A 24,225-nucleotide genomic window follows, 5' to 3' on the forward strand; every position below is an offset into this window, starting at 1 on the left:
CCGCATGGGTTGCGCTTGGAGCGTTGTTAAATCGTCCCTGCTTTTTTCCAGCTCAAGTACCGGGTGACCAACTCGGGGCCCAACGCCTCGGGTTGCCCATCCACTACCGGTACTCCGTGGGCGATCAAGCGCTCATGGAGTGCTGCGCGCGAATTCAGGTATTCGACCGTCCCGCAATAGGCCAACGCCTCTGACAAAGTTTGCACCGGCAATAGTCGCGTCGTATCCAGGACGCTCTCACGCAAGCTTGCGACCAACACCTGGTGCTGCTTGCTCAAGCGCTTGACGGCAGTCAGCAGTTCATCATCGTCTTCATCGCGCAGGTTGGTGACCAGCAGCACCAGCGCCCGCCGTTTCTGCCGGGACAGCAGTTGGCTGGCAGCGGCTTGATAATCGGCGCTGCGTTGAGTGCTGTTCAGATCGTAGACCGAGTTGAGCACCACGTTGAGCTGGCCAGCGCCTTTCACCGGGGCGAGGAAGCGCGGATGATCACTGGCAAAGGTGCAGAGGCCTACCGCATCCCCTTGGCGCAGCGCGACGTAGCTCAACAACAGGCAGGCATTGAGCGCATGATCGAAATGCGCCAGCTCGCCGTCCTGGCTGCGCATGCGTCGACCGCAATCGAGCATGAAGATGATCTGTTGGTCACGCTCGTCCTGGTACTCCCGGGCAATGGGTGTGCGTTGGCGGGCAGTGGCTTTCCAGTCGATCTGGCGCAGGCTGTCGCCTTCGCGAAATTCCCTTAGCTGATGAAACTCCAGGCCCAGGCCACGTCGTTGGCGCTGGCGAACACCGAGTTGGCTGAGCCAGTTGTCCACCGCCAACAGTTGGCCGCCGTAGAGTCGGGCGAAGTCGGGATAGATGCGGGTGCTGTCAATCACGCTCAGCAGGCGTTTGCCGTGCCATAGCCCCAATGGGCTGGGCAGGCTGATTTCGCAGTTCTCGAAGCTGAAGTGGCCGCGCTTGAGCGGGCGCAGGCGATAATCGATGTCACTGTGCTGGCCGGGTTGAAGTTCCACCGACAGCGGCAGGTTTTCGAAGCTCAGGCCGTCGGGTACGTGGTCGTAGACCTGGATGTTCAGTGGCAGGGGAAAGTCGTGCTCGACTTGCAGTCGCACGACGCTCCAACGGCCGAGGGCCAGGCTGCCGGGCAGTTGACGTTGTACCCGGGGCGACGGCAGGCGGTTGAGACGGATGGCGTCGATTATTGCCAGGGCCAAGAGAGCCAGGAGCAAGCCCCAGTTGATCGAGAACAGCGTTGATGGAACCGCGATGTCCAATGCGTGCAATGTGCCCAGAATGAGACCGATGCCCAGCAAGGTCGCAAGCCAGGCCAGTAGCAGGCGCGAGGGTTTCACAGCCGTGGCGCCGGTACTTGGTCGAGCAGTTGCCGCAACACCTGATCGACGTCCAGCCCTTCGATATCCAGTTCCGGCGCTATGCGCACACGATGGCGCAGAACGGCCAGGGCGCAGCCTTTTATGTCGTCAGGGATCACAAACTCGCCACCGCGCAACAACGCCCGCGCCCTTGCGCAGCGCACCAGCGCAATGGATGCACGAGGCCCGGCACCGAGGGTCAGGCCGGGCCAACTGCGGGTGGTGCGAGCCAGGCGTACGGCGTAGTCGAGGACCTGGTCGTCCAGCGGCAAATCGCTGGCAATGCGCTGCAAGGCCAGGACCTCCCTGGCTTGCAGCACCGTGCGCAGCGGTTGGACATCGAGCATGTCGGCCCGGGTCGAGCGGCTGACCTGGCGCACCATGTCCAACTCCTGCTCCACGTCAGGGTAGTCCATGCGCACCTTGAGCATGAAGCGATCGAGTTCGGCTTCCGGCAACGGGTAAGTGCCTTCCTGTTCGATGGGGTTTTGCGTGGCGAGCACCATGAATGGCTGCGCGATGGGCAGGGCGCGGCCTTCGAGGGTGACTTGGCGTTCCTGCATGGCTTCGAGCAGTGCGGCCTGGGTTTTTGCCGGGGCCCGGTTGATCTCGTCGGCGAGCAACAGGTTGGTGAACAACGGTCCCTTGCGCAGCTTGAATTGCTCGGTCTGCATGTCGTACACCGCATGCCCGGTGACATCGCTTGGCATCAGGTCCGGCGTGAACTGGATACGCGCGAATTCGCCGCCGAAACAACGTGCCAGCGCCCTGACCAACAGCGTCTTGCCCAGCCCCGGCACGCCTTCGAGCAATACGTGGCCGCCAGCGAGCAGGGCGGTGAGAACGTCGTCGATGACGGTGTCCTGGCCGATCACGGCTTTTTGCAATTCATGGCGCACCGCCTGGGCCAACTGGCAGGCACGCTGGCGTTGCCGGATGGCGTGGTCGATTGCATCGGGCTCGATCGGTTGACTCATAACGCATTCCTCAAGGTTTGCAGGTGGGCGACCTGGCGGCTGAATTCAGCACTGGAAAACCGCTGTTTCGACCGCGGGCCCATGGCTTGGCTGATCGCGTCTGCGGGCTGGCCGCTCAGACGGGCGAGCACCCGCCATTGTTCGGCGACATCGAGTTGTTCATAGCCAGGATGACGATGTCTCACGCGGCGCAGTATGTCTTGCTGCAAGGCCTGCAACAGGCTGTCCTGGCCGTTGTGTCGCAACATGAAATCGGCGCTGGCGCGCAGGTGTTCCTGCAATTGGCGGCGAGCTTTGGTTTGCGGTTGCAGCAGTGGCCCATGGCGCACGCCGAAGTGCCAGCAACCCAGGCCGATCAGGGCGGCCAAGGCGACCAACGCCTGGGGGAAATGGCGTAGCAGCAGTGTCAGCAGGCTGTCGTGCTCGGTATTGAACAGCAGGGTCACGCTGGTATCGGCGGTCAGGTACCAGAGCAGCCAGGCGTTGTCGTATTGATCGATGGCCGGGGTTTTCCACAGGTCGGCGTCGGTCACCACAATGATCGAGCCAAGCCCGTGGTTCAGTTGCATCATATGGGTTGCCTTGGCACTGTTGGCCCAGGCCTTGACGAGGTTTTTCGGGTCTTCGAGATGGAACGTGGTATCGAAGCCCGCGTAGGCCGGTGCGTCTTCATCTTCCAGATAGAGTTTGGTCAGTTGCGGGTAGGGATCATCCGGGGTGTCGGGCGGTGGGTCCTTGAGGTCTTTGCTCAGCGACTGTTGCAGTTGCACCCGATCCAGCAACAGGTCATTGCTTTGCCCGGTCTTTTCATCCCACAGCGACTGGGCAACGAACAGCAGGCGCCCGCCGGCTTGGGCCCAGTCCAGCACCTGATCGATCTGCCTGGGCGTCATGTTGTAGCGATCGCCTAGCAACAACAGGCTGTGATGCTGCGGCGCCAGGGTTGGCAGGATATCGAGGCTGTTGGCATGGCTGACACTCAGGCCCTGCTTGCGCAAAAAAAACTCGGCGGCCAGGTACGGGTTGACCAGGGCTTCAGGCGCCGGGCCATGGTCGATTTCGACCGGATAGGGCGTTGCCTTCAGGTACAGATAAATCATCAACACGGCCAGCAGGACAGCGGTCATCGTGCTGATGAATGGCCAGGCGCGCCGGTTCAATGGGGGATTCCCGAGTCAAATACGCCACGCCAGCCGTTACACAGTTCGCGCTGAACATGCGCGGGTGGCAATTGGTGTCCATAGGCCATGTTTTGCCAGTGCACGGTCAGGTCTTTGCTGAAGGCCAGCAGGGCCGGGTGCTGTAGTTGTTCGATGCGTTCAAGCACCTGGCCTTCGGTGTCGGCGGCCTTGAGTGGCATGTCGAAATCGTGCAAGAGGCGGCTGAGCAGGGCGCGATAGAGCAAGCCAAGCGCTGCACGCGGATTGTTCTGCCAGAGGCTTTCGGCACTGGCAGCGATGTCGCAGGGCAGGGTCTCGCGGCTGAGGTCAAGGCCAAATGCCTGCGGGGGAGGCGGGTGGGGGGCTTTTTTAGCGGGACGCGGGCGACGGCTGACGAATGCCTGCAACCCCTCACGGTAGTACCAGATCAAGCCCCCGATGGCGGTGATCACGGCTGCCCACAGCACAACTTCGATCAGCGTGGCCAACGCGCCGAAGTCTCGGTTGTCAAACATCTGGAGCAGCGCCTTTAGCCATTGGGGTGTGTGGTCTTCATTCGCGCCTTGGTCCGCGGCCTGGTTTTCGCCGAATCGATAGCGGGTGACGGTTTCCCTGTTCTTGAACGGAGGCTGGTCGAGGATGGCCTTGATGCTGTCCCTGGACCCCTGGCTGGTCAGTGGTTGCTGCAGCATGCGCGGACTGTCGGGCGTCGCAAGGGCCGACTCGGACGCCCAGGCGATAGGGGCGATCGGCAGCAGCAAGGTCGCCGTCAGTAACAGGGCAAGGGTCGCTCCGCTCAAACGATGGGACAGGCTGCGAAACACCAGCTCGATATCCCAGGCTTCGAGTGCGGTGCGTCGGTTCAGGTACAGACTGAAGCCAGCGGCCACGTAGATCGGTTCCCAAATCACCAGCACCAGGACGTAGAAGCCGTTGGACAGGTGTTCCAGCCAGTGCCAGTCCTGCGTCGCGGCGCTGATCAGCGACTGCCAGCTCCAGTCGAGGGCGACCTGTTGTGGCAACAGCAGATAGAACAGCACCATCAAACCGATCCATAACGCGCCTTCCAGGTGCGCACCTATCACGGTCAGCCAGCGTGCCGCGCTGGCGTCACGCTGCAACAACACTTGCAACCGCTGTTGGCGCGCATCACCGCTCAGGCCTTCGAGCTGTAACACGGGCAGCGTGAAGCTGCGACTCAGGCTCAGGCGTCGCCAGGTCAGGCTGGCCAGCAGTTGTGGCTTGAGCAACCGTGGCCACTGGTAAAGCGCCTGCTTGAGGGTGGGCGTTTCTGCAAAAATGGCTTTGGAAAGGATGTACAAGGGCAAGCGTTCAAACGCCGGTTTCAGCCACCAGAAGATGAACACGGCCAAGGTCGGCGAATCCCACAGCAACCAGGTGAGCACCGCGAAAACCGGCAAGGTGACAATCGCCCAGCTGCTCATCAGCAGGCACCGGTGGCGCTGGCTCAACAGCACGCCGAGGTCCATGGCTTCCCAGGTCGATCTTGGGCGAATGACCACGGTGGTGTCACTCAGGCGCATGATGCGTCCGTCCGGCGAATATCAAGTAAATCGCCACCAGCACCCAGAGGGCCGCACCGACCAGGTATTTGATCAGGGGTGCCGGTGTCGTCATCGACGACCAGTAGGCTTCTATAAATGCCGCAATCAGCAGAAACAACATGACGCCGCAAATCAGCAGAACACTCTTGCGGGCCGCCACGCGCAAGGCTTCGGCGCGGGGCAGGCGTCCCGGTGCAATCAACGCCCAACCCAGTTGCAGGCCGGCGGCACCCGCCAGGGCAATGGCCGTCAACTCAAAGGCACCGTGACCGACCACGAACGACCAGAAGCTTTGCCCGTAGCCGATATGCGTCAGGTGTCCGGCGACCGCGCCGATCATCAAGCCGTTGAAGATCAGGAAAAACGCGCTGCCCAGGCCGAACAGCAATCCGCTGGCGTAGGTCTGAAAGGCGATCCCTATGTTGTGCATGATGTAGTAGCCGAACATCGCCCAGTCTTCACTGGCCGCACGCTCCATCGAGCGTCCCAGGTGACCGGCATCGGGGTCGTACATGCTTTGCATGTCGCTGACCTGATCGGCTGGAATCAGGTTGTAGACCAGTTCCGGAAACAGATAAACCAGGCCTGCCATTGCGATCAGGCTGCCGAAAAACATCAGGCTGGCAGCGAGCACGAAGCGCCATTGTTCACGTACCAGCCGGGGGAAGCCCGCCAGGATGAAACCCAGTGCATGGGCTCCAAAATGGCTGCGATGTCGATAAAGCTGCTGATGCCCACGTAACACCTGTTGCTGCAATGAGTCATTCAGGAAACTGCTGTAACCGCGCTCGCGGGCCAGCGCCAGGTGTTGGCAGATGCGCCGATAATCGGCCAGGAAATTGTCGGCCCCTTTGGCTTTGCTGTCCCGCTCCAGCCTGTCCAGCAGGAGGGAGAACTGCTCCCATTCAGCCATATGTCGATGTTCGAAAAGGCTTTGTTTCATGTCGGACCCAACAAGCCGTGGGCAATGCCGTTGAGTTCGGCCACGGCGCGGGGAGCCGGAACCTGAAGGGGGCGCGCGAGGATCGAGGCGAGCTCATTGACCCTGGCATCGGACAGTCCGGCCTGGCGTTCGGCAAAACCGAGGATGGCACGTTGCTCGGTCAGTGTCAGGGCAAAAGGAGGACGACGGGGTTGCGAGGGTGGGAGTTGGGGACGGGTAAGTGGCTGCTCGCGGTAGACCACCAGCGTGCCGGCGGCCAGGTCACCGAGGCGCTTGAAATTGGGGTGTTGCAGGCAACTGATAGCGCCGAGAAAGTAGCCAAACGGCAACATGTCGACAAATCGCAGCAGGTTGCGCAACAGTGACGCGGACCAGTCGATAGGCGTGCCATCGTCCTGTATGACCCGAAGACCCATCCATTGTTTGCCCGGTGAGCGCCCCTGGTTGAAGACTTCGAACAGCACCATGTACCACCAGCTTACGCCGAAGAGCAGGATCGAACCCAGCCCCGCACCGAGTTTTCCGAGCATTGCCAAAGCAATGAACATCAGGCCCAGGATCAACCCGCGTATCGCCAGGTCGATGGAAAACGCCAGTGCGCGCACCATCAAGCCGGCCGGTCGCAGCGGCAAGTCTATGCCTTCGGGCGTTTCCACCTGATACCGCGTGTCCAGTGGTGGTGGCAGCGTTGCTTTCCGTGGCAGTGCTGTGGTGTCGAGCATGGGCAACCTGATGCTGTGGCCTGATCGGTTTGTCTCTTCACCGGATGCTAGCAGCCTCGCCGGAAAAAACGACATAACTATGTATTGCATATTGCGTGGCCAGGGATGATTCAATGGCACGATTGCTGGCCGGAGCGGGACGGGAACGCCTAGACTTCGCCAATCTTCAGTTCAGGAATAGCCCGTGACCTCCATCTTCTGGTACGACTACGAAACGACGGGTATCAATCCCCGTTGCGACCGCCCGCTGCAAATGGCGGGGTTGCGTACTGACTTCGAGCTCAATGAAGTCGACGAGCCTGTCAATCTCTTTTGCCGGCCCAGCGACGACATCCTGCCGCATCCCGCGGCTTGCGCAATCACCGGCATCACGCCCGCCCAACTGGCCGAGGACGGGTTGAGCGAAGCCGACTTCATGACCCGGGTGCATGCCCAACTGGCGGCGCCGGGTACTTGCGGCGCCGGGTACAACACCTTGCACTTCGACGATGAGATGACCCGCTACAGCCTGTACCGCAATTTTTTCGACCCTTATGCACGGGAATGGCAGGGTGGTAACAGTCGCTGGGACCTGATCGATGTCGTTCGCGCAGCCTATGCCTTGCGCCCCGATGGCCTTGTCTGGCCGACAGACGAAGAAGGGCGAGTGACACTCAAGCTCGAACGCCTGACCGCCGCTAACGGGATCGATCATGGCAGCGCCCACGAAGCGCTGTCGGACGTTCGCGCCACGATTGCCCTGGCGCGCCTGATCCGGGAAAAACAGCCGAAGTTGTATGACTGGTTGTTTCAGCTTCGCAGTAAACAAAAGGTGCTGGACCAGGTGCGCTTGCTGCAACCGATGGTGCATGTTTCAGGGCGCTTTTCTGCGGCGCGCAACTATGTCGGCGTAGTGTTGCCCTTGGCCTGGCACCCACGCAATAAGAACGCACTGATTGTTTGCGACCTGCACCTCGACCCGCAGGGTTTGCTCGATCTCGATGCCGAAACCTTGCGCCAGCGTTTGTATACCCGCCGCGACGAGCTGACAGAAGGTGAATTACCCGTACCGCTCAAGCTTATCCACATCAATAAATGCCCCGTGGTCGCGCCTTTATCGGTTCTTCGTCCCGCAGATCAGCTGCGCTTGGGGATGGATGTTGCGCTCTATCAGCAACGTGCACTGCGGCTAAGTGACGCGCAGCAGGATTGGCAAGCTAAAGTTCTGGCGATTTATGCCCGGGAAGATTTTTCCTCGAGCGAGGATCCTGAGCAACAGTTATACAACGGATTTATCGGGGACCGTGATCGGCGTTTATGCGAGCAAGTCAGAACAGCCGACCCGCTGCAATTGGCGCAACAGCAATGGCCTTTCGATGATGAACGTTTGCCAGAGCTATTGTTTCGATATCGAGCACGTAACTTTCCCGATACCTTGAATCTCGACGAGCAAGAACGCTGGCGAATATTCTGTCAGAAACGTCTATCAGTCCCTGAATGGGGCGCGCCAAATACCCTGGATAGTTTTACAGAGGCGGCAGCCCAGTTGGCCCTTACAGCGACATCGTTGCAGCAGGCGGTTCTCAATGATTGGCGGGAATATGTTCAGGGTCTTCGCAATCGTTTGAATCTTTGAAATCGAAAATGCCCCGGGGCTAAACTCCGGGCATAAAAAAACGCCAGCGTATGCTGGCGTTTTTTTTGTCGCAATCGATCCGCGACAAGCGCGTGAGCTTAGCCCAGCAGGGTAGCCCAGCCTTCAACCACGTCACCGCCCCACTTGGCTTTCCACTCTTTCAGAGTTTTGTGGTTGCCACCTTTGGTCTCGATGACTTCGCCGTTGTGCGGGTTTTTGTATTGTTTAACTTTGCGAGCACGCTTGGTGCCAGTAGTTTTTACTGCACCGCCACGTGGCGCTTTGGTTTTGGCTTCTGGATCCAGCAGCGCGATGATGTCGCGCAGGGATTTGGAATATTCGCCCATCAGGGTGCGCAGTTTGCCTTCGAATTCCAGCTCAGTCTGCAGTTTGTCGTCTTGGGACAGATTCTTCAAACGGGCTTGCAGCTCTTTGATAGCTTCTTCGGTGGCGCGATATTCGTTGATCAAGGACATGATTACTACCTTATGTAGGGCGCTGGATGGCAGGTGACAGTGCGGCAATAATAGTCAGGCTGTTTCATCAAGTAAACATTAAACCTGAGTTTATTTAATTAAATTCCAGTGAGTTCAGCGCACATTGGAGGCGCAGTTAAATAACTCGCCACCTGTGCTACAGATATTTACAAATCAGTGCTGGTCGATAGCCAATTAGGGGCGTTCGCCTGGTGCTGCGCGAACGTTGGCGCAGGCCATTGGGGAAGGCGGCGTGTCATCAATACTGCAGTTTTGCTGCACAATCGCTAGAATGCCCGCCTTTGCGAAGTTCTGGAGTTTCCCCCTCATGCGCACTTTTCGGCTGGTGATTTCTTGCCCGGACCGCGTCGGCATCGTTGCCAAAGTCAGTAACTTTCTGGCGTCACATAACGGCTGGATCACTGAAGCGAGCCACCACTCGGACAATCTCAGTGGTTGGTTCTTCATGCGTCACGAAATTCGTGCCGACTCGCTGCCTTTCGGGATCGAAGCCTTGCGCGAAGCCTTTGCGCCGATTGCCGAAGAGTTTTCGATGGACTGGCGTATTACCGATACCGAGCAGAAAAAGCGCGTCGTGTTGATGGCCAGCCGCGAGTCTCACTGCCTCGCCGACTTGCTGCATCGCTGGCACAGCGATGAACTGGATTGTGAAATCGCCTGCGTGATTTCCAACCACGACGACCTGCGCAGCATGGTCGAATGGCACGGCATTCCCTACTACCACGTACCGGTTAATCCCCAGGACAAGGAGCCGGCATTTGCCGAGGTCTCGCGCCTGGTCAAGCAGCATGATGCTGAAGTGGTCGTATTGGCCCGCTACATGCAAATCCTGCCGCCTGAGCTGTGCCGGGAATATGCGCACAAGGTCATCAACATCCACCACAGCTTCCTGCCGTCGTTCGTCGGCGCCAAGCCTTACCACCAGGCTTCCCTTCGAGGGGTAAAGCTGATTGGCGCTACTTGCCACTATGTGACTGAAGAGCTGGACGCCGGCCCGATCATCGAGCAGGACGTGGTGCGTGTCAGCCACAGCGACAGCATCGAAGACATGGTGCGCTTCGGTCGAGATGTCGAGAAAATGGTGCTGGCCCGTGGCCTGCGTTACCACCTGGAAGACCGGGTACTGGTACACGGCAACAAAACCGTGGTGTTTTGACCGCTGCACGACAGGGTTGAAATTCGAAGGGCCTGGGCGTTCAATCGCACAGGCCCTTCGCCGTTTCTGCACCGAGGACATGAGCATGGCCGATCCACTGGACAAAGCCACCTCGAAGGCACCCGCCACCTTGGGTGAGGGTTGCTTGAGTCGGTACGACCCCGATGAACTGAGCCCTGAAGATGGCACGGAGTTTCCGGGGGCTGCCGAGTTGTGGGAGGCGTTGCAGCTAGAGCCTGGGCCTACGGATACACATTCTTCATAAGCTTCTTGAGCAATGGCCGGCCCAGCATCAGCAAGAACACCGGTCCACCCACCAGCAAGTAAAAATAATAGGTCACCGCCCGCCAGATCAGGATCGCGGCCGCCGCCGTGGATTTACCCACCATGGGCGCCAACAGTGCCGCTGACGTCAGTTCAGCCGCCCCCGCACCGCCTGGCAACAGGCTGAACTGCCCCGCACTCAATGAAACCATCTGGATCAGGAAGCTCCAGGCCCACTGCAAGTCCGCGCCGAGCCCGCGCAGCGCCAGGTACAACACGCTGTAACGCAAGATCCAATGCACGCAAGTCAAACCAAACACGGTGATCAATGTTTGCGGGGGTAACTTCAGGGTGTCGGTAAACGCCGCCAGGAAGTGCAGGAGTTTGCGTGCCCAACGCATGCGGGTCGAGGGCTCGACGTTGAGGCGTGCCAGCAGTCGGCCCCCCATACGGATTACCAGGCGGTGATAGCGCGCCACCACCACGCAACTGACCAGCCCACCAAACATCGAGAGGGCACTGATGATCAGCAACCACGCCATGTGCTGGCTGAGATGCTGGAACAGGGCGTAAATCAGAATGCCGGTCAATGCGCAGAGAAAAAACAATAGATCGCTCAATTGGTCCATGGCAAACACGGCGCTGCCCCTGGCCGGTCGCACGCCATTGCGCGCCAGCAAGGCCATGATGGTCAGCGGCCCGCCGCTGCCTCCCGGCGTGGCGCAATAGGCAAATTCGGCGGCCATCACCACGCCAAGGCTCTTGACCGGGCTGACCTTGTCGCGCTGATCTCCCAGCAACAGGCGCAATCGCAGGGTATTGACCACCCAGCACAGCAAGATCATGCCGAGCATGACCAGCAAGCTGCTCAGTGGAAAGTCATTGAGCCGTGACCAGGTTTCGCTGCCGCCCAGGAGCCAGGGAATCAGTAACGCGGCAAGTAGACCGATGCACAGCAGGATCGAGCGGCTCATGCCGCACGCCCCATGCGCTGGCTTTGCAGGGCCAGCCAACGGGTCTTGGTCATGGGTACGCGGCCCTCATCGAGCAGGCGCTTGAGGGTTTGCAGCCAGTACGTACGCGAGAACTCATGACGCATGTCCACCGGGTGCAGGCCCAATCGAATTACCGGCGCCGATCGCCAGCGCTGTTCGAGTTGCTGGCTGACCAGTTTCGATACGCCACGCCGCCAGGCACTGCGTGCGCTCCAGACCAGTCCGGGGGCATCGATTGCAGTGAAATCAGGCAGGCGAAAAAGATGCCGGGCATCACTGGTGTAATCCAGCGGTAATTGGCGCAAGGCCTGGCGCGTGCCTTCGCTCATCAACCAGGCGGGAGCGACGAAACCCTGGAGCGGCCAATTGTTCCGTTGGAACATTTCAATGCCGGCGTGCAAGCGGTTGAGGGCGGCTTCGCGAGACAAACTGTAGAACTCGCCTTCATGGGTGTAGATCCGGCGCATGAACCAGTCATGGGGATTGCTCGCCTTCGGCGCGTCATCGCAGTGAAAATAACCGTGCAGCACCAGTTCATCGCCGCGCTCGAGCCGTGCGCCGAGCTGACGACAAAATTGCGGTTGGGCTCGCAAGTCGTAGTGTTTGTGGAAATCCGGCACAACAAGCCAGGTGATCGGCACGCTGCCAAGCGCGTCGACGGCTTCGACAAAGGGCTGGTAATCGGCCCAGGTGGGTGGCGCGACATCGTGCAGTACCAGCAGCAGGCTCGGGGCGCTCATAGATTCAACCATTGGCGGCTCGCGGCCATTGACTGCCGAGGACGGCGTGATAATGGCCGAGCAGGCTGTTGACCACTGCGTCCCAGGCGTAATACCGCTCGACATGGCGTCGGGCTTGCTGGCCGAGGGCTACGCTGCCCTGCCTGAACAGTTCGCGCACGGCGTTGGCCATGGCCAACGGATCGTTGGGGGCGCACAAGACGCCACATTGATCGGTGATGATTTCCTCAAAGGCGCCAGCAGCCACCGCCACCACGGGGATACCGCAGGCCATGGCTTCGAGGGTCACCAGGCCAAAGGTTTCCTGGTCACCGGCATGCAGCAACGCGTCGGCACTGGCCATCAGGCGGGCGACTTGGGTGGCAGGGCGGAACCCGTCGATGACCGTGACGTTTCCCGGCACAGAGGTCGGCATCGACGAACCGACCAGCAGCAAGTGATAGCGTCGGCCCAGGCGCTTCATGCATTCGAGCAGCACCGGCAGGTTTTTCTCCTTGGAACCGCGCCCCGCGAAGATCAATAGATGAGTGTTTTCGTCAAGGCCCAGCTCGGCCCGAAGGTCGCTGTCCCGTGCATCGGGATGAAACACCTGGAGATCGACCCCCAGGGGCTGCACGAAAACGTTCTTCACCCCAAGGCCGGTCAGTTTATCGGCCATGACCCTGCTCGGTGCCAGTACCCGGTCGAAGTTTCCGTAGAGCTTGCTGACATAGGCCTCGACGTTTGGCGTGACCCAATTGCCCATTCTATTGCGGGCCAGCAGTGGCAGGTCGGAGTGATAAAAGCCGATGACGGGCACATCCAGTTGGCGACGGGCGTCCAGGGCCGCCCAGGCGGTGAGGTAGGGGTCGCCGACTTCAATCAAGTCGGGCTGCAGATCCTGCAGGACATTGCGCCAGGGCGCGAGACGCAGAGGGAAGCGATAACCTTTGCCGAAAGGCAGGGCGGGAGCCGGAACCGTATAGATGCCATCCTGTTCGCTGAGAGCGGCCCCCGGTATCAACACGCTGTGGCGGATACCGGGCCTGGTGCACAGGCGATGATGCTTGGCATCCAGATAAGTGCGTACGCCACCGCTGGCAGGGGCGTAGAACATGGTTATGTCAGCGATATGCACGATGAACACTCCTCCGGTGCGTTGTTCTCCTTGGTTGACCTTAATGAAGAATAGTTGTTCGGTCAGGATTTGGCGGGGATGGGGAGGGGGTGGTGTATGGACGGATTGGTGTCAGGGTATTTCTCTTCGCGGGCGAGTCGGATCGCCGCCCGCGAAGAGGCCAGCTAAAACGCTAGATGCGGAAGCTGCCCACCAACTGCTTCAATCGCGCTGCCTGCTGCTCAAGGTCCGTACATGCACGCAATGTTGACTGCAGGTTTTCCACACCTTCCTGGTTCAGGGTGTTGATTTCGGTGATGTCGACATTGATCGACTCGACCACGGCGGTCTGTTCCTCGGTGGCGGTTGCCACCGACTGGTTCATACCGTCGATTTCACCGATGCGTTGCGTCACGCTGCTCAGGCGCTCGCCGGCCAGGTTGGCAATTTCCACGCTGTCCTGACTGTGGCGCTGACTGTCGCTCATCGTGCTAACCGACTCGCGGGCGCCGACCTGCAGCTCCTCGATCATGGTCTGAACCTGCTGTGCCGATTCCTGGGTGCGATGCGCCAGGTTTCGCACTTCATCGGCCACCACGGCAAATCCACGCCCGGCTTCACCGGCCCGTGCCGCTTCGATGGCGGCATTGAGCGCCAGCAGGTTGGTTTGCTGGGAAATGCTGGTGATGACCTCAAGAATCTGACCAATGTTCACGGTTTTGCTGTTGAGCGATTCGATGTTGCTGCTCGAGGCGCTGAGCATGTTCGACAGTTGATTCATGGCGGCAATGCTGCGGTCCACCACTTGCTGGCCATCTTCGGCCAGGTTGCGGGCATCGCTGGCCTGGCTCGACGCTTGCGCGGCATTGCGGGCGATTTCCTGGGCGGCGGCACCGAGCTGGTTGATCGCCGCTGCCACGCTGCTGGTGCGCGACGCTTGCTGGTCGGAGTTGTACATCGACGAGTTCGAGGCGGCAACCACACGCAACGCCACCTCATTGACCTGGCCGGTGGCCGAGGACACTTCGCGGATCGATCCGTGGATACGTTCCACGAAGCGGTTGAATGCTGTGCCGAGGTTACCGAACTCGTCGTTGTTCTGGATCACCAGGCGTTTGGTCAGGTCGCCTTCGCCGTCGGCGATGTCGGCCATGGCCCGGGTCATGACGTGCAGCGGCTGAATCAACAGGCGGATCAGCATGCCCAGCAGGGCGATGATGATGGCGACGGCGATCACCGTGGCAATCACCGCCGAGGTGCGGAACTCGCTGAGCATCGAGAAGGCCTTGTCCTTGTCCACCGACAGGCCGATGTACCAATTGACCGACGGCAGGCCCTTGATCGGAGTAAAGGTGACGATGCGGGTCTTGCCGTCGACCACGATTTCACTGAAGTCGCGGCTGATGCGCGGGGTATTTTGCGGGTATGCCTCGCCCAGGGACTTCATGACCAGGGCTTTGTCCGGGTGGACCAGGATCTTGCCGTCGGCGCTGACCAGAAATGCGTAGCCCATGCCGTCGAAATCCCGGGCGCTGAGGGTGTCGATCAAGGTTTGCAGGCTGAGGTCGCCGCCCACTACGCCAACGCCTTGCCCGGCTTTCGTCGAGGCCATGGCCAGGGAAATGATCGTTTGTCCGGTCGCAGCATCGACATAGGGTTCGGTCAGGGTCGGCGTGCTGCTGTTTTGCGCACCCTTGTACCAAGGGCGAACCCTGGGGTCGAAACCGTCCGGCATCTTCGCATCCGGTCGGATGGTGAAGTGCCCGGTAGCGTCGCCCAGGTAGGACGCCATGAACGTCGACGTCAGAGCTTTCTGTTCCAGCAGGGTGGCGACGTTGGCTTGTTCCGGGTTGATGGCAATGTTTTGCGAGAGGTTCTCGATCAGCAGGATACGGCCGGTCAGCCAGGTCTGGATATTGCTGGCGGTGACGTCGCCCATCTCGTTGAGATAGTTGCCCAGGTCTTCGCGGATGGCATTGCGCTGTAAATAGTCGTTATACAGGGTGAATGAGGCGAAAGTCGCAATGACGATAAGGGCGGCGGCAAGCAGGATTTTGTGGCTGAAGCGTAGATTTTTGTTCATGGCTTGGGGTTCCGCTAAGGTCTTAATGCCCAGCGCGTGCTTTTATAAAGGAACGCACGATGGGCAATGTTGAAAGCAAGTGATATTTCCGTCGCTCCTTAAGGGAAATGTCCGACAGATTTGTGTCTGTCTGCTTTGTCGATATTTCTATCGGCCGTGTAGGACCAAAGATTAACCATGGGTGACCAAATGCCTGATTCATTGCAACTTGTTATCGGCGCCGATCTCGCGGGCCAGCCGATCGCCCAGGCCATGCGCCTGGCGAACCGTCACGGATTGATCGCAGGCGCTACCGGGACCGGCAAGACCGTCACGTTGCAACGTCTGGCCGAAGCCTTCAGCGATGCCGGCGTGGCGGTCTTTGCCGCCGACATCAAGGGTGACCTGTGCGGCCTGGGCGCTGCCGGCAACCCCCAGGGCAAGATCGCCGAGCGCATTGCCGGTATGCCGTGGCTGAACCACAAGCCAGCGGCCTATCCGGTGACCTTGTGGGATATTCACGGTCAGTCCGGTCATCCTTTGCGCACGACATTGAGTGAAATGGGGCCGTTACTCCTCGGCAGCCTGCTGGAATTGACCGACAGCCAGCAGTCGGCGCTGTATGCCGCGTTCAAGGTGGCCGACCGCGAGGGTTTGTTGCTGTTGGATTTGAAGGATCTCAAGGCGCTGCTCAATCACCTCAAGGACCACCCCGAACTGCTGGGGGATGACGCGGCGCTAATGACCACCGGCTCCAGCCAGGCCCTGCTACGACGCCTGGCAACTTTGGAGCAGCAGGGCGCTGAGGCGCTGTTTGGTGAGCCGGCGCTGCAACTGGAGGATATTCTGCAACCGACCGCCGATGGCCGCGGGCGCATCCACCTGCTCGATGCCAGTCGTCTGGTGCATGAAGCCCCCAAGGTCTACGCGACGTTCCTGTTGTGGCTGCTGGCGGAACTGTTCGAGCAACTGCCGGAACGTGGCGATGCGGACAAACCGTTGCTGGCGCTGTTTTTCGACGAGGCGCATTTGTTGTTCGCCGGCACGCCCAAGGCGCTGCAGGATCGACTGGAGCAAGTGGTGCGGCTGATTCGATCCAAAGGGGTGGGGGTGTATTTCGTCACCCAGTCACCGGGCGACTTGCCCGATGACGTGCTGGCACAGCTGGGCCTGCGCATCCAGCACGGCTTGCGCGCGTTCACCGCCAAGGAGCAGAAATCTCTGCGAGCGGTGGCCGATGGCTTCCGACCGAATCCGGCGTTTGACGCCCTGTCGGTGCTGACTGAGCTGGGCATCGGCGAGGCACTGGTGGGCACCTTGCAGGACAAGGGCACACCGGAAATGGTCCAGCGCGTGCTGGTGGCTCCACCGCAATCACGCATCGGGCCGCTGACGGAAACGGAGCGCACGCTGCTGATAGCCGGTTCGCCGTGCAAGGGGCGGTATGACAAGCCGATCGATCGCGAATCAGCCTATGAAATACTGATGGGGCGCAAGGGACTGGCCCCCGAACCTGAGGCTGCGCCAGCAAAACCGACGGCGCAGGAGCCGAGTTTCACCGAGCAAGCCGGAGAGTTTCTCGGCACGGCCGCGGGGCAGGCACTGAAATCAGCGATGCGACAGGCGGCTAATCAGCTGGGACGGCAATTGGTGCGCGGGTTGATGGGGTCATTGTTGGGCGGCAGCAAACGCCGCTAACTGTGGGAGCGAGCCTGCTCGCGAATCCGATGTTACATTCAACATTTATGTCGACTGAAGCACCGCTTTCGCGAGCAGGCTCGCTCCCACAGGGGTTCCATGTCATGCCCTGGACTTGGCGTGCGCCGCCAGGCGCTCCAGCGCCGCCCGCAGATTTGGATCGCTGATGCCGTCGGCCGTGGCCTGGATGGTCGCGGCCGCATCATTGGATAAATCCATGGTATGCCCGGTCGCCCCTTGTTGAACGGTAGGCGGCTGGACCTTGAACAGGATTCGCGTGAGGCTGGCGAACTCATCGAACATCTGCAGTTGCCGCTGCAGGCGTTTTTGCTGGTAGCGCAGGCGGGTGGCCCAATGACCATCGGTGACAATGAGCAACAAACTGCCTTCGCGCCAGGACGCCACGTGGCAATGCGCGCGCGCGTCGGGTTGCAGCTGGCTCTCGAGCAAGCGTTGCAAATGACCCAGGCGTTGAGCATGGCCTAGAATGGCCTTGAGCGGCTTGGCTTCGCGAAGCAGGACGGCGGGTGCTCTGGCCGTAAGAGGGCGAAATGCCATGATCAGACACCTGAAGTAACAGAGCCGCCATGGTAGCAGAAAGCACCGGATGCGCCCGCCCCATTGCTTTGCGCGCGCTTTACCCATTAAATCAACCAGTAACTTCTGCCGTGAATGGCTTGAAGTTCAGCGATTTGCCCTTATTTTAAATGAGCCCCGTCACAACGCTGTGCCAGCATCGTGGAGTAACGCCACTTTCCTCACCACCGTTTCCGGGTAGAATGCTCGTTCGCATGCGGCCATGAGGGCTGCTCGGGCGACTCACGGGGCCGCCCTCCATCCCTTTAGTGTGGAAGATCCTGCCGATATGTTTGCGCCTTTGTTAAAAAAACTTTTTGGAAGCAAGAACGAGCGTGAAGTCAAACGCATGCTCAAGACGGTGCAACTCGTCAATGCCTTCGAAGAGCGAATGGTGGCCCTTTCGGACGATCAATTGCGTGCCAAGACAGACGAGTTCAAGGCCCGCTTCGCCAAAGGGGAAACCCTCGACCAGCTTCTGCCGGAAGCCTTCGCGGTTGCCCGTGAAGCCGGCAAGCGCGTCATGGGTATGCGCCACTTTGATGTCCAGCTGATCGGTGGCATGACCTTGCATGAAGGCAAGATCGCCGAGATGCGTACCGGTGAAGGCAAGACCCTGGTGGCAACACTGGGTGTTTACCTCAACGCATTGTCCGGCAAGGGCGTGCACGTTGTGACGGTGAACGACTACCTGGCCCGTCGTGACGCCAACTGGATGCGCCCGCTCTACGAATTCCTCGGCTTGACGGTCGGCGTGGTCACGCCATTCCAGCCGCCGGAAGAGAAGCGCCTGGCCTATGCCGCCGACATCACCTATGGCACCAACAACGAGTTCGGTTTCGACTACCTGCGCGACAACATGGCGTTCAGCATGGAAGAAAAATTCCAGCGCGAACTCAATTTTGCAGTAATCGACGAAGTCGACTCCATCCTCATCGACGAAGCCCGTACCCCGCTGATCATTTCCGGTCAGGCCGAGGACAGCTCCAAGCTGTATATCGAGATCAACAAACTGATCCCGCAGTTGGAGTTGCACGTCGAAGAAGTCGAAGGCGAAGTCACCAAGGCCGGTCACTACACCGTTGACGAGAAGACCCGCCAGGTCGAGCTCAACGAAGCCGGTCACCAGTTCGTCGAAGACGCGCTCACCCGCCTTGGCCTGCTGGCGGAAGGCGAGAGCCTGTATTCGGCGCACAACCTGGCCCTGCTGACCCACGTTTATGCCGGTCTGCGTGCGCACAAACTGTTCCATCGCAACGTTGAATACATCGTGCAGGACGGCCAGGTCGTACTGGTCGACGAGCACACCGGTCGCACCATGCCCGGTCGCCGTCTGTCCGAAGGCCTGCACCAGGCCATCGAAGCCAAGGAAAACCTGAACATTCAGGCCGAAAGCCAGACCCTGGCCTCGACCACCTTCCAGAACTACTTCCGTCTGTACAACAAACTGTCCGGCATGACCGGTACGGCCGACACCGAAGCGTTCGAGTTCCATCAGATCTATGGCTTGCAGGTCATCGTCATTCCGACGAACAAGCCGCTGGCCCGTAAAGACTACAACGACCTGGTGTTCCTGACCGCCGACGAGAAATATGCGGCAATCGTCACTGACATCAAGGAAAGCATGGCCGCGGGCCGTCCGGTGCTGGTGGGTACTGCGACCATCGAAACCTCCGAGCGCATGTCCGACCTGCTCAACAAGGAAGGCATCGAGCACAAGGTCCTGAACGCCAAGTTCCACGAAAAAGAAGCCGAGATCATCGCCCAGGCCGGTCGCCCGGGTGCACTGACCATCGCCACCAACATGGCCGGTCGCGGTACCGACATCCTGTTGGGCGGCAACTGGGAAGTGGAAGTGGCCTCGCTGGAAAACCCGACCCCTGAGCAGATTGCCCAGATCAAGGCGGACTGGCAGAAACGTCACCAGCAAGTGCTCGAGTCGGGTGGTTTGCAGGTGATCGCGTCCGAGCGTCACGAATCGCGCCGTATCGACAACCAATTGCGTGGTCGTGCCGGTCGTCAGGGTGACGCCGGTTCCAGTCGTTTCTACCTGTCGCTGGAAGACAGCCTGATGCGCATCTTCGCCTCTGATCGGGTGAAGAACTTCATGAAGGCCCTGGGCATGCAGCCTGGCGAAGCGATTGAGCACCGCATGGTGACCAACGCCATCGAAAAGGCCCAGCGCAAGGTTGAAGGTCGCAACTTCGATATTCGCAAGCAACTGCTCGAGTTCGACGACGTCAACAACGAACAGCGTAAAGTTATCTATCACATGCGTAACACGTTGCTGGCTGCCGACAACATCGGTGAAACCATTGCTGACTTCCGCCAGGACGTACTCAACGCTACCGTCAGCGCGCACATTCCACCGCAATCGCTGCCAGAGCAGTGGGACGTGGCGGGTCTGGAAGCGGCCCTGGAAAGCGATTTCGGTGTGAAGCTGCCGATTCAGCAGTGGCTCGACGAAGACGATCACCTGTACGAGGAAACCCTGCGCGAGAAGCTGATGCAGGAGCTGATCGCCGCGTACAACGAGAAAGAAGACCAGGCGGGCGCGGAAGCGCTGCGCACCTTCGAGAAGCAAATCGTCCTGCGCGTGCTGGATGACCTGTGGAAAGACCACCTGTCGACCATGGATCACCTGCGTCACGGTATCCACTTGCGCGGTTATGCGCAGAAGAACCCGAAGCAAGAGTACAAGCGCGAGTCGTTCACGCTGTTCTCCGAGCTGCTGGATTCGATCAAGCGCGACTCGATCCGTGTGTTGTCACACGTTCAGGTGCGTCGCGAAGATCCGGCCGAGGAAGAGGCGCGCCTGCGCCAGGAAGCCGAGGCACTGGCGGCGCGCATGCAGTTCCTGCATGAAGAGGCTCCGAGCCTGGAGCAGCCGGAGCAGTTGGGTGAAGAGGTCGATGTGGCCCTCGCCACCGCCCCGGTTCGCAACGAGCAGAAGCTGGGCCGTAACGAACTGTGCTACTGCGGTTCGGGCAAGAAGTTCAAGCATTGCCACGGGCAGATCCAGTAACCCCCGTTTCATACGCTGAAATACCCGCGCCGCGACCGGCTCATGCCGTCGCGGCGTTTTGCCATTTTTACCATCGCTTTTGCTGAAGCGGTGCAGACATCATTTATAAAGGAGCGCATTCATGGCTGTTGGTCTTGGTCCTTTGCCAACGTTGCACCCGGTTGCCGGTTTTGAACTCGGTATCGCCTCGGCCGGTATCAAGCGCCCGGGGCGCAAGGATGTGGTGGTCATGCGTTGTGCCGAAGGCTCGACGGTGGCGGGTGTATTCACCTTGAACGCCTTTTGCGCCGCCCCGGTGATCCTGGCCAAGCAGCGCGTGCAAGGTCCGGTGCGTTACCTGCTGACCAATACTGGCAATGCCAACGCCGGTACCGGTGAACCAGGTTTGGCCGCGGCCGAGCGCACCTGCGCCAAGCTGGCAGAGTTGACCGGCGTAGACGCCAGCCTGGTGCTGCCGTATTCCACTGGTGTGATCGGCGAGCCGCTGCCGGTCGAGAAAATCGAGGGCGCACTGCAAGCCGCCCTCGACGATCTGTCGGAGAACAACTGGGAAGCTGCCGCCACCGGCATCATGACCACCGATACCCTGCCAAAGGGTGCCAGCCGCCAGTTCCAGCACGACGGCGTGACCATCACCGTCACCGGTATCAGCAAGGGCGCGGGCATGATTCGCCCTAACATGGCGACCATGCTCGGCTATATCGCCACCGACGCCAAGGTTGCTCGCGATGTGCTGCAAAACCTGATGCTGGACGGCGCCAACAAGTCGTTCAACCGCATCACCATCGACGGCGACACCTCGACCAACGACTGCTGCATGCTGATCGCCACCGGTCAGGCGGCGTTGCCGGAAATCACCCGTGCCGAAGGCGAGTTGTTCGCCAAGCTCAAGCAGGCGGTATTTGAGGTGTGCATGGAAGTGGCCCAGGCGATCGTTCGCGACGGCGAAGGCGCGACCAAATTCGTTACCGTTGAAGTCAACGGCGGCGGCACTCACCAGGAATGCCTGGACGTTGGCTACACCGTGGCCCACTCGCCATTGATCAAGACTGCGCTGTTCGCTTCCGACCCGAACTGGGGCCGCATCCTCGCGGCTGTTGGTCGTGCCGGCGTGCCGAACCTGGACGTGAGCAAGATCGATGTGTTCCTCGGTGAAGTGTGCATCGCCAGCCGTGGCGCCCGCGCTGCGACCTACACCGAAGCCCAGGGCGCGGCGGTGATGCAGCAGGAAGAAATCACTATTCGTATCGAACTGGGTCGTGGTGATTGCAGCGAAACCATCTGGACCACCGACCTGTCCCACGAGTACGTGAAGATCAACGCCGAGTACCGTACTTAAGACCGAGTCGACCCCATCGCGGGCAAGCCCGCTCCCACAGGTTCCGTGGTACGGCGCGATCACTGTGGGAGCGGGCTTGCCCGCGATGAGGGATGACCAGACGCTAAAGAATTTGGCCTGTCCACCTCATCAAAAGGTCCCGAACATGAGCCTCCACCTGATCATCGGCGACAAACTGCTTTCCTCCTGGTCCCTGCGTGGCGCCCTGGCCCTCGATCTGGCCGGCGCCTCCTACACCGAAGAACTGATCAAGTTGAACCAGCCGGACACCCGCGAACGTCTGCTCAAGCACTCGCCAACCGGCAAGGTCCCGTTGCTCAAGACCGAACACGGCACCATCGCCGACTCCCTGGCGATTGCCGAATACCTGGCGGAACAGTTTCCCGACGCGGGCCTGTGGCCCAAGGATATCGCCGCCCGTGCCCAGGCGCGTTCGGCGTGCGCGCAAATGCACAGCGGGTTCTTCGCCATGCGCGGCAACATGCCATTCGACCTGAATCACGACGCGCCGCTGTCGCCGGTTCCGGCGGATGTGCAGGCAGACATCGAGCGCATGTCGGCGTTGTGGGCTGAATGCCGCTCTGTCGCGACCGAGCCTGGGCCCTACCTGTTCGGTCGCATAAGCCTGGCCGACGTTTTTTTTGCACCCATTGCCGTGCGCCTGCGTACCTATCAGGTCAAGCTGTCGGCAGTCGACGAAGCCTATGTTGAAACCCTCTACCAATGGCCAGCGTTCAAGGCTTGGCAGAAGGCCGGCCTGGAGGAGATCAAGCGGTGAAACGAGTACACGTAGCAGCCGCCGTTATCCGTGATGGCAGCGGCAAGATCCTCATCGCCCGTCGTGCCGATACTCAGCACCAGGGCGGCCTGTGGGAATTTCCCGGTGGCAAGGTCGAGGCCGACGAGTCGGTCGAAAGCGCCTTGGCCCGTGAGCTGCAGGAAGAGCTGGGTATCGTGGTCGGCGCGGCACGCCCGCTGATCAAGGTCCGCCATGATTACCCGGACAAGCAGGTGTTGCTGGATGTCTGGGAAGTCTCGGCGTTCACCGGTGAGCCTCACGGCGCCGAAGGTCAGCCATTGGCTTGGGTGACGGCGCGTGATCTGTCGGGTTACGAGTTCCCTGAGGCCAACCGGCCAATCGTGGCGGCCGCGCGCTTGCCCGAGCAATACCTGATCACGCCTGAAGACCTGGAAACCCCGGCCCTGTTGCGAGGGATCCAGAAAGCCATCGCGGGCGGCATCAAGCTGATCCAGTTGCGCGCACCAAACGGTTACGACCCGAAGTACCGCGATCTGGCTGTGGACGCCGTCGGGCTGTGTGCCGGCAAGGCGCAGCTGATGATCAAGGGGCCGTTCGAGTGGCTGGGAGATTTCCCCTCCGCCGGTTGGCACATCACGTCGGCACAGTTGCGCAAGTACGCGGCTGCCGGTCGTCCGTTGCCGGCATCGCGCTGGTTGGCGGCGTCTTGCCATAACGCTGAAGAGCTGGCGCTGGCCGAGGAGATGGGTGTGGACTTCGTGACCCTGTCGCCGGTGCAGCCGACCTTGACGCATCCGGGCGCTCTACCGCTTGGCTGGGAGCAGGCTTCGAGCTTGATCGAGGGTTTCAGCAGGCCGGTGTTTTTGCTGGGTGGGGTTGGCCCGGCGGAAGTCGAGAAAGCTTGGGCAGCAGGAGCGCAGGGCGTGGCGGGGATTCGGGCGTTCTGGCCTGAGACTTGATTCCCTGGTGTAGCCACTGACCCCTTCGCGAGCAGGCTCGCTCCCACAGTTGACCGCGTACTCGGTCAACTGTGGGAGCGAGCCTGCTCGCGAAGTCGGTCTGAAAGGCGACGGCTAAATCTCTGGTTTCACCGCCGGCTGCCACAAAATCTCGGCAACCCCCTGACGCCGGGCAATCAATCTTGCCACCACAAACAACAAATCCGACAGCCGATTGATATAAGCCAATCCCACCCCGCCCAAAGGCTCAACAGCATTCAAATGCTGGCAGCGGCGCTCCGCACTGCGGGCCAGGCTTCTGCACACATGAGCCTGGGCGATCAGCATTGACCCCCCCGGCAGAATGAAATTCTCCAGCGGCCCAAGCTCTGCATTCCACACATCGATCGCCGCTTCCAGGCGTTCGATTTCCGCGGCGTTCAGCGCCTGATACTCCGGCATGGCCAGTTCACCGCCGAGGTCAAACAACCGGTGCTGGCAGGGCGCCAATACCTCGATCACTTCCTTCAAGCCCGGATGCAGGGCAATTTCTGCCGCCAGTCCAGCCAGTAACACTCCGACCTGACTGTTGAGCGTATCTACCTCGCCAATAGCCTCGATCCGCGGGTGGTCCTTGGGCACACGGCGACCGTCGCCCAGGCCGGTTTCGCCTTTGTCGCCGGTGCGGGTGTAAATCTTCGACAAGCGAAAGCCCATG

The 24,225-nt window shown here is 60.3% G+C and carries 21 protein-coding genes and 1 pseudogene; 8 read left to right on the forward strand and 14 right to left on the reverse strand.

Annotation, left to right across the window (positions count from 1 at the left end; genetic code table 11):
- Positions 1–26 precede the first annotated feature (26 nt).
- Genes PSUM_RS26730 through PSUM_RS26755 form a run of 6 tightly spaced genes read right to left on the reverse strand, consistent with a single transcriptional unit; the run spans position 27 to position 6,746 of the window.
- Positions 27–1,358: a DUF58 domain-containing protein gene (locus tag PSUM_RS26730; protein ID WP_083349685.1), complete on the reverse strand. Its 1,332-nt coding sequence runs from the start codon at positions 1,356–1,358 to the stop codon at positions 27–29.
- Complete coding sequence (locus PSUM_RS26735) at positions 1,355–2,356, reverse strand: AAA family ATPase (protein ID WP_020797870.1); 1,002 nt, start codon at positions 2,354–2,356, stop codon at positions 1,355–1,357. The genes PSUM_RS26730 and PSUM_RS26735 overlap by 4 nt, the downstream gene beginning before the upstream one ends.
- A complete protein-coding gene (locus PSUM_RS26740) occupies positions 2,353–3,516 on the reverse strand; it encodes a DUF4350 domain-containing protein (RefSeq protein WP_083349684.1) in 1,164 nt (387 codons plus the stop codon). Before PSUM_RS26740 ends, PSUM_RS26735 begins: the two co-directional genes overlap by 4 nt.
- A complete protein-coding gene (locus PSUM_RS26745; RefSeq protein ID WP_083349683.1) occupies positions 3,513–5,060 on the reverse strand; it encodes a DUF4129 domain-containing protein in 1,548 nt (515 codons plus the stop codon). The genes PSUM_RS26740 and PSUM_RS26745 overlap by 4 nt, the downstream gene beginning before the upstream one ends.
- Positions 5,047–6,024 (reverse strand): stage II sporulation protein M, encoded by a 978-nt coding sequence (locus PSUM_RS26750; RefSeq protein ID WP_083350190.1) that lies wholly within the window; start codon positions 6,022–6,024, stop codon positions 5,047–5,049. The genes PSUM_RS26745 and PSUM_RS26750 overlap by 14 nt, the downstream gene beginning before the upstream one ends.
- Positions 6,021–6,746 (reverse strand): RDD family protein, encoded by a 726-nt coding sequence (locus tag PSUM_RS26755; protein WP_083349682.1) that lies wholly within the window; start codon positions 6,744–6,746, stop codon positions 6,021–6,023. The genes PSUM_RS26750 and PSUM_RS26755 overlap by 4 nt, the downstream gene beginning before the upstream one ends.
- Before the next feature lie 184 nt (positions 6,747–6,930).
- On the opposite strand from PSUM_RS26755, the gene sbcB reads away from it, so the two are divergent.
- Positions 6,931–8,361: an exodeoxyribonuclease I gene (gene sbcB, locus PSUM_RS26760; protein ID WP_083349681.1), complete on the forward strand. Its 1,431-nt coding sequence runs from the start codon at positions 6,931–6,933 to the stop codon at positions 8,359–8,361.
- A 98-nt stretch (positions 8,362–8,459) separates the two neighbouring features.
- Here the strand turns inward: sbcB and mvaT are convergent, their stop codons facing one another.
- Positions 8,460–8,837, reverse strand: coding sequence for a histone-like nucleoid-structuring protein MvaT (mvaT, locus tag PSUM_RS26765; protein WP_008058684.1), 378 nt, complete (start codon positions 8,835–8,837; stop codon positions 8,460–8,462).
- 328 nt (positions 8,838–9,165) lie between these two features.
- Here mvaT and purU point away from each other — a divergent pair, with 328 nt between their 5' ends.
- Together purU and PSUM_RS32230 are read left to right on the forward strand one after the other, a co-directional pair.
- Complete coding sequence (gene purU, locus PSUM_RS26770) at positions 9,166–10,014, forward strand: formyltetrahydrofolate deformylase (RefSeq protein WP_020797876.1); 849 nt, start codon at positions 9,166–9,168, stop codon at positions 10,012–10,014.
- 85 nt (positions 10,015–10,099) lie between these two features.
- Positions 10,100–10,279, forward strand: coding sequence for a hypothetical protein (locus PSUM_RS32230; RefSeq protein ID WP_080725283.1), 180 nt, complete (start codon positions 10,100–10,102; stop codon positions 10,277–10,279).
- On the opposite strand, the gene gpgF is transcribed toward PSUM_RS32230, so the two are convergent.
- The 5 genes and pseudogenes from gpgF to PSUM_RS32735 form a co-directional block, all read right to left on the reverse strand.
- Positions 10,257–11,252, reverse strand: a complete 996-nt coding sequence (gpgF, locus tag PSUM_RS26780) for a glucosaminyl phosphatidylglycerol flippase (protein ID WP_020797878.1) — start codon at positions 11,250–11,252, stop codon at positions 10,257–10,259. The two genes, PSUM_RS32230 and gpgF, sit on opposite strands and share 23 nt — an antisense overlap.
- Positions 11,249–12,025 (reverse strand): N-acetylglucosaminyl phosphatidylglycerol deacetylase, encoded by a 777-nt coding sequence (gene gpgD, locus PSUM_RS26785; protein WP_033039762.1) that lies wholly within the window; start codon positions 12,023–12,025, stop codon positions 11,249–11,251. Before gpgD ends, gpgF begins: the two co-directional genes overlap by 4 nt.
- Positions 12,018–13,130 (reverse strand): N-acetylglucosaminyl phosphatidylglycerol synthase, encoded by a 1,113-nt coding sequence (gpgS, locus tag PSUM_RS26790; protein WP_083350189.1) that lies wholly within the window; start codon positions 13,128–13,130, stop codon positions 12,018–12,020. Before gpgS ends, gpgD begins: the two co-directional genes overlap by 8 nt.
- A gap of 172 nt (positions 13,131–13,302) precedes the next feature.
- Positions 13,303–14,067 (reverse strand): methyl-accepting chemotaxis protein, encoded by a 765-nt coding sequence (locus tag PSUM_RS32730; RefSeq protein WP_371106612.1) that lies wholly within the window; start codon positions 14,065–14,067, stop codon positions 13,303–13,305.
- Positions 14,068–14,160: 93 nt separating this feature from the next.
- Positions 14,161–15,192: pseudogene (locus PSUM_RS32735) on the reverse strand (cache domain-containing protein); the annotation flags it as partial.
- A gap of 189 nt (positions 15,193–15,381) precedes the next feature.
- On the opposite strand from PSUM_RS32735, the gene PSUM_RS26800 reads away from it, so the two are divergent.
- Entirely contained in the window at positions 15,382–16,869 is a 1,488-nt protein-coding gene (locus PSUM_RS26800; protein ID WP_042955423.1) for a helicase HerA-like domain-containing protein, read from the forward strand.
- Between the two features lie 102 nt (positions 16,870–16,971).
- Here the strand turns inward: PSUM_RS26800 and PSUM_RS26805 are convergent, their stop codons facing one another.
- The gene (locus PSUM_RS26805) at positions 16,972–17,427 is read right to left on the reverse strand and encodes a DUF721 domain-containing protein (protein WP_083349680.1); all 456 of its coding nucleotides are present in this window, start codon (positions 17,425–17,427) and stop codon (positions 16,972–16,974) included.
- A gap of 307 nt (positions 17,428–17,734) precedes the next feature.
- Here PSUM_RS26805 and secA point away from each other — a divergent pair, with 307 nt between their 5' ends.
- The 4 genes from secA (at position 17,735) to PSUM_RS26825 (ending at position 23,528) form a co-directional block, all read left to right on the forward strand.
- On the forward strand, positions 17,735–20,470 hold the full coding sequence (gene secA, locus PSUM_RS26810; protein WP_020797884.1) for a preprotein translocase subunit SecA: 2,736 nt from the start codon (positions 17,735–17,737) through the stop codon (positions 20,468–20,470).
- 121 nt (positions 20,471–20,591) lie between these two features.
- A complete protein-coding gene (gene argJ, locus PSUM_RS26815) occupies positions 20,592–21,809 on the forward strand; it encodes a bifunctional glutamate N-acetyltransferase/amino-acid acetyltransferase ArgJ (protein ID WP_020797885.1) in 1,218 nt (405 codons plus the stop codon).
- A gap of 145 nt (positions 21,810–21,954) precedes the next feature.
- On the forward strand, positions 21,955–22,587 hold the full coding sequence (locus PSUM_RS26820) for a glutathione S-transferase family protein (RefSeq protein WP_020797886.1): 633 nt from the start codon (positions 21,955–21,957) through the stop codon (positions 22,585–22,587).
- Positions 22,584–23,528, forward strand: coding sequence for a Nudix family hydrolase (locus PSUM_RS26825; RefSeq protein ID WP_020797887.1), 945 nt, complete (start codon positions 22,584–22,586; stop codon positions 23,526–23,528). Before PSUM_RS26820 ends, PSUM_RS26825 begins: the two co-directional genes overlap by 4 nt.
- 114 nt (positions 23,529–23,642) lie before the next feature.
- On the opposite strand, the gene PSUM_RS26830 is transcribed toward PSUM_RS26825, so the two are convergent.
- Positions 23,643–24,224 (reverse strand): cob(I)yrinic acid a,c-diamide adenosyltransferase, encoded by a 582-nt coding sequence (locus PSUM_RS26830; RefSeq protein ID WP_033039748.1) that lies wholly within the window; start codon positions 24,222–24,224, stop codon positions 23,643–23,645.
- Between the last annotated feature and the right edge of the window lies 1 nt (position 24,225).

This window comes from Pseudomonas umsongensis, assembly GCF_002236105.1.
Taxonomy (GTDB): domain Bacteria; phylum Pseudomonadota; class Gammaproteobacteria; order Pseudomonadales; family Pseudomonadaceae; genus Aquipseudomonas; species Aquipseudomonas umsongensis.

Coding starts and splice junctions, on each gene's coding strand:
- gpgD (WP_033039762.1), bottom strand. CDS start 12,025: ATGGTTGAATCTATGAGCGCCCCGAGCCTGCTGCTGGTACTGCACGAT.
- PSUM_RS26800 (WP_042955423.1), top strand. CDS start 15,382: ATGCCTGATTCATTGCAACTTGTTATCGGCGCCGATCTCGCGGGCCAG.
- PSUM_RS32230 (WP_080725283.1), top strand. CDS start 10,100: ATGGCCGATCCACTGGACAAAGCCACCTCGAAGGCACCCGCCACCTTG.
- PSUM_RS26820 (WP_020797886.1), top strand. CDS start 21,955: ATGAGCCTCCACCTGATCATCGGCGACAAACTGCTTTCCTCCTGGTCC.
- PSUM_RS26805 (WP_083349680.1), bottom strand. CDS start 17,427: ATGGCATTTCGCCCTCTTACGGCCAGAGCACCCGCCGTCCTGCTTCGC.
- PSUM_RS26735 (WP_020797870.1), bottom strand. CDS start 2,356: ATGAGTCAACCGATCGAGCCCGATGCAATCGACCACGCCATCCGGCAA.
- mvaT (WP_008058684.1), bottom strand. CDS start 8,837: ATGTCCTTGATCAACGAATATCGCGCCACCGAAGAAGCTATCAAAGAG.
- argJ (WP_020797885.1), top strand. CDS start 20,592: ATGGCTGTTGGTCTTGGTCCTTTGCCAACGTTGCACCCGGTTGCCGGT.
- PSUM_RS26755 (WP_083349682.1), bottom strand. CDS start 6,746: ATGCTCGACACCACAGCACTGCCACGGAAAGCAACGCTGCCACCACCA.
- secA (WP_020797884.1), top strand. CDS start 17,735: ATGTTTGCGCCTTTGTTAAAAAAACTTTTTGGAAGCAAGAACGAGCGT.
- gpgF (WP_020797878.1), bottom strand. CDS start 11,252: ATGAGCCGCTCGATCCTGCTGTGCATCGGTCTACTTGCCGCGTTACTG.
- purU (WP_020797876.1), top strand. CDS start 9,166: ATGCGCACTTTTCGGCTGGTGATTTCTTGCCCGGACCGCGTCGGCATC.
- PSUM_RS26745 (WP_083349683.1), bottom strand. CDS start 5,060: ATGCGCCTGAGTGACACCACCGTGGTCATTCGCCCAAGATCGACCTGG.
- PSUM_RS26830 (WP_033039748.1), bottom strand. CDS start 24,224: ATGGGCTTTCGCTTGTCGAAGATTTACACCCGCACCGGCGACAAAGGC.
- PSUM_RS26750 (WP_083350190.1), bottom strand. CDS start 6,024: ATGAAACAAAGCCTTTTCGAACATCGACATATGGCTGAATGGGAGCAG.
- PSUM_RS32730 (WP_371106612.1), bottom strand. CDS start 14,067: ATGTACAACTCCGACCAGCAAGCGTCGCGCACCAGCAGCGTGGCAGCG.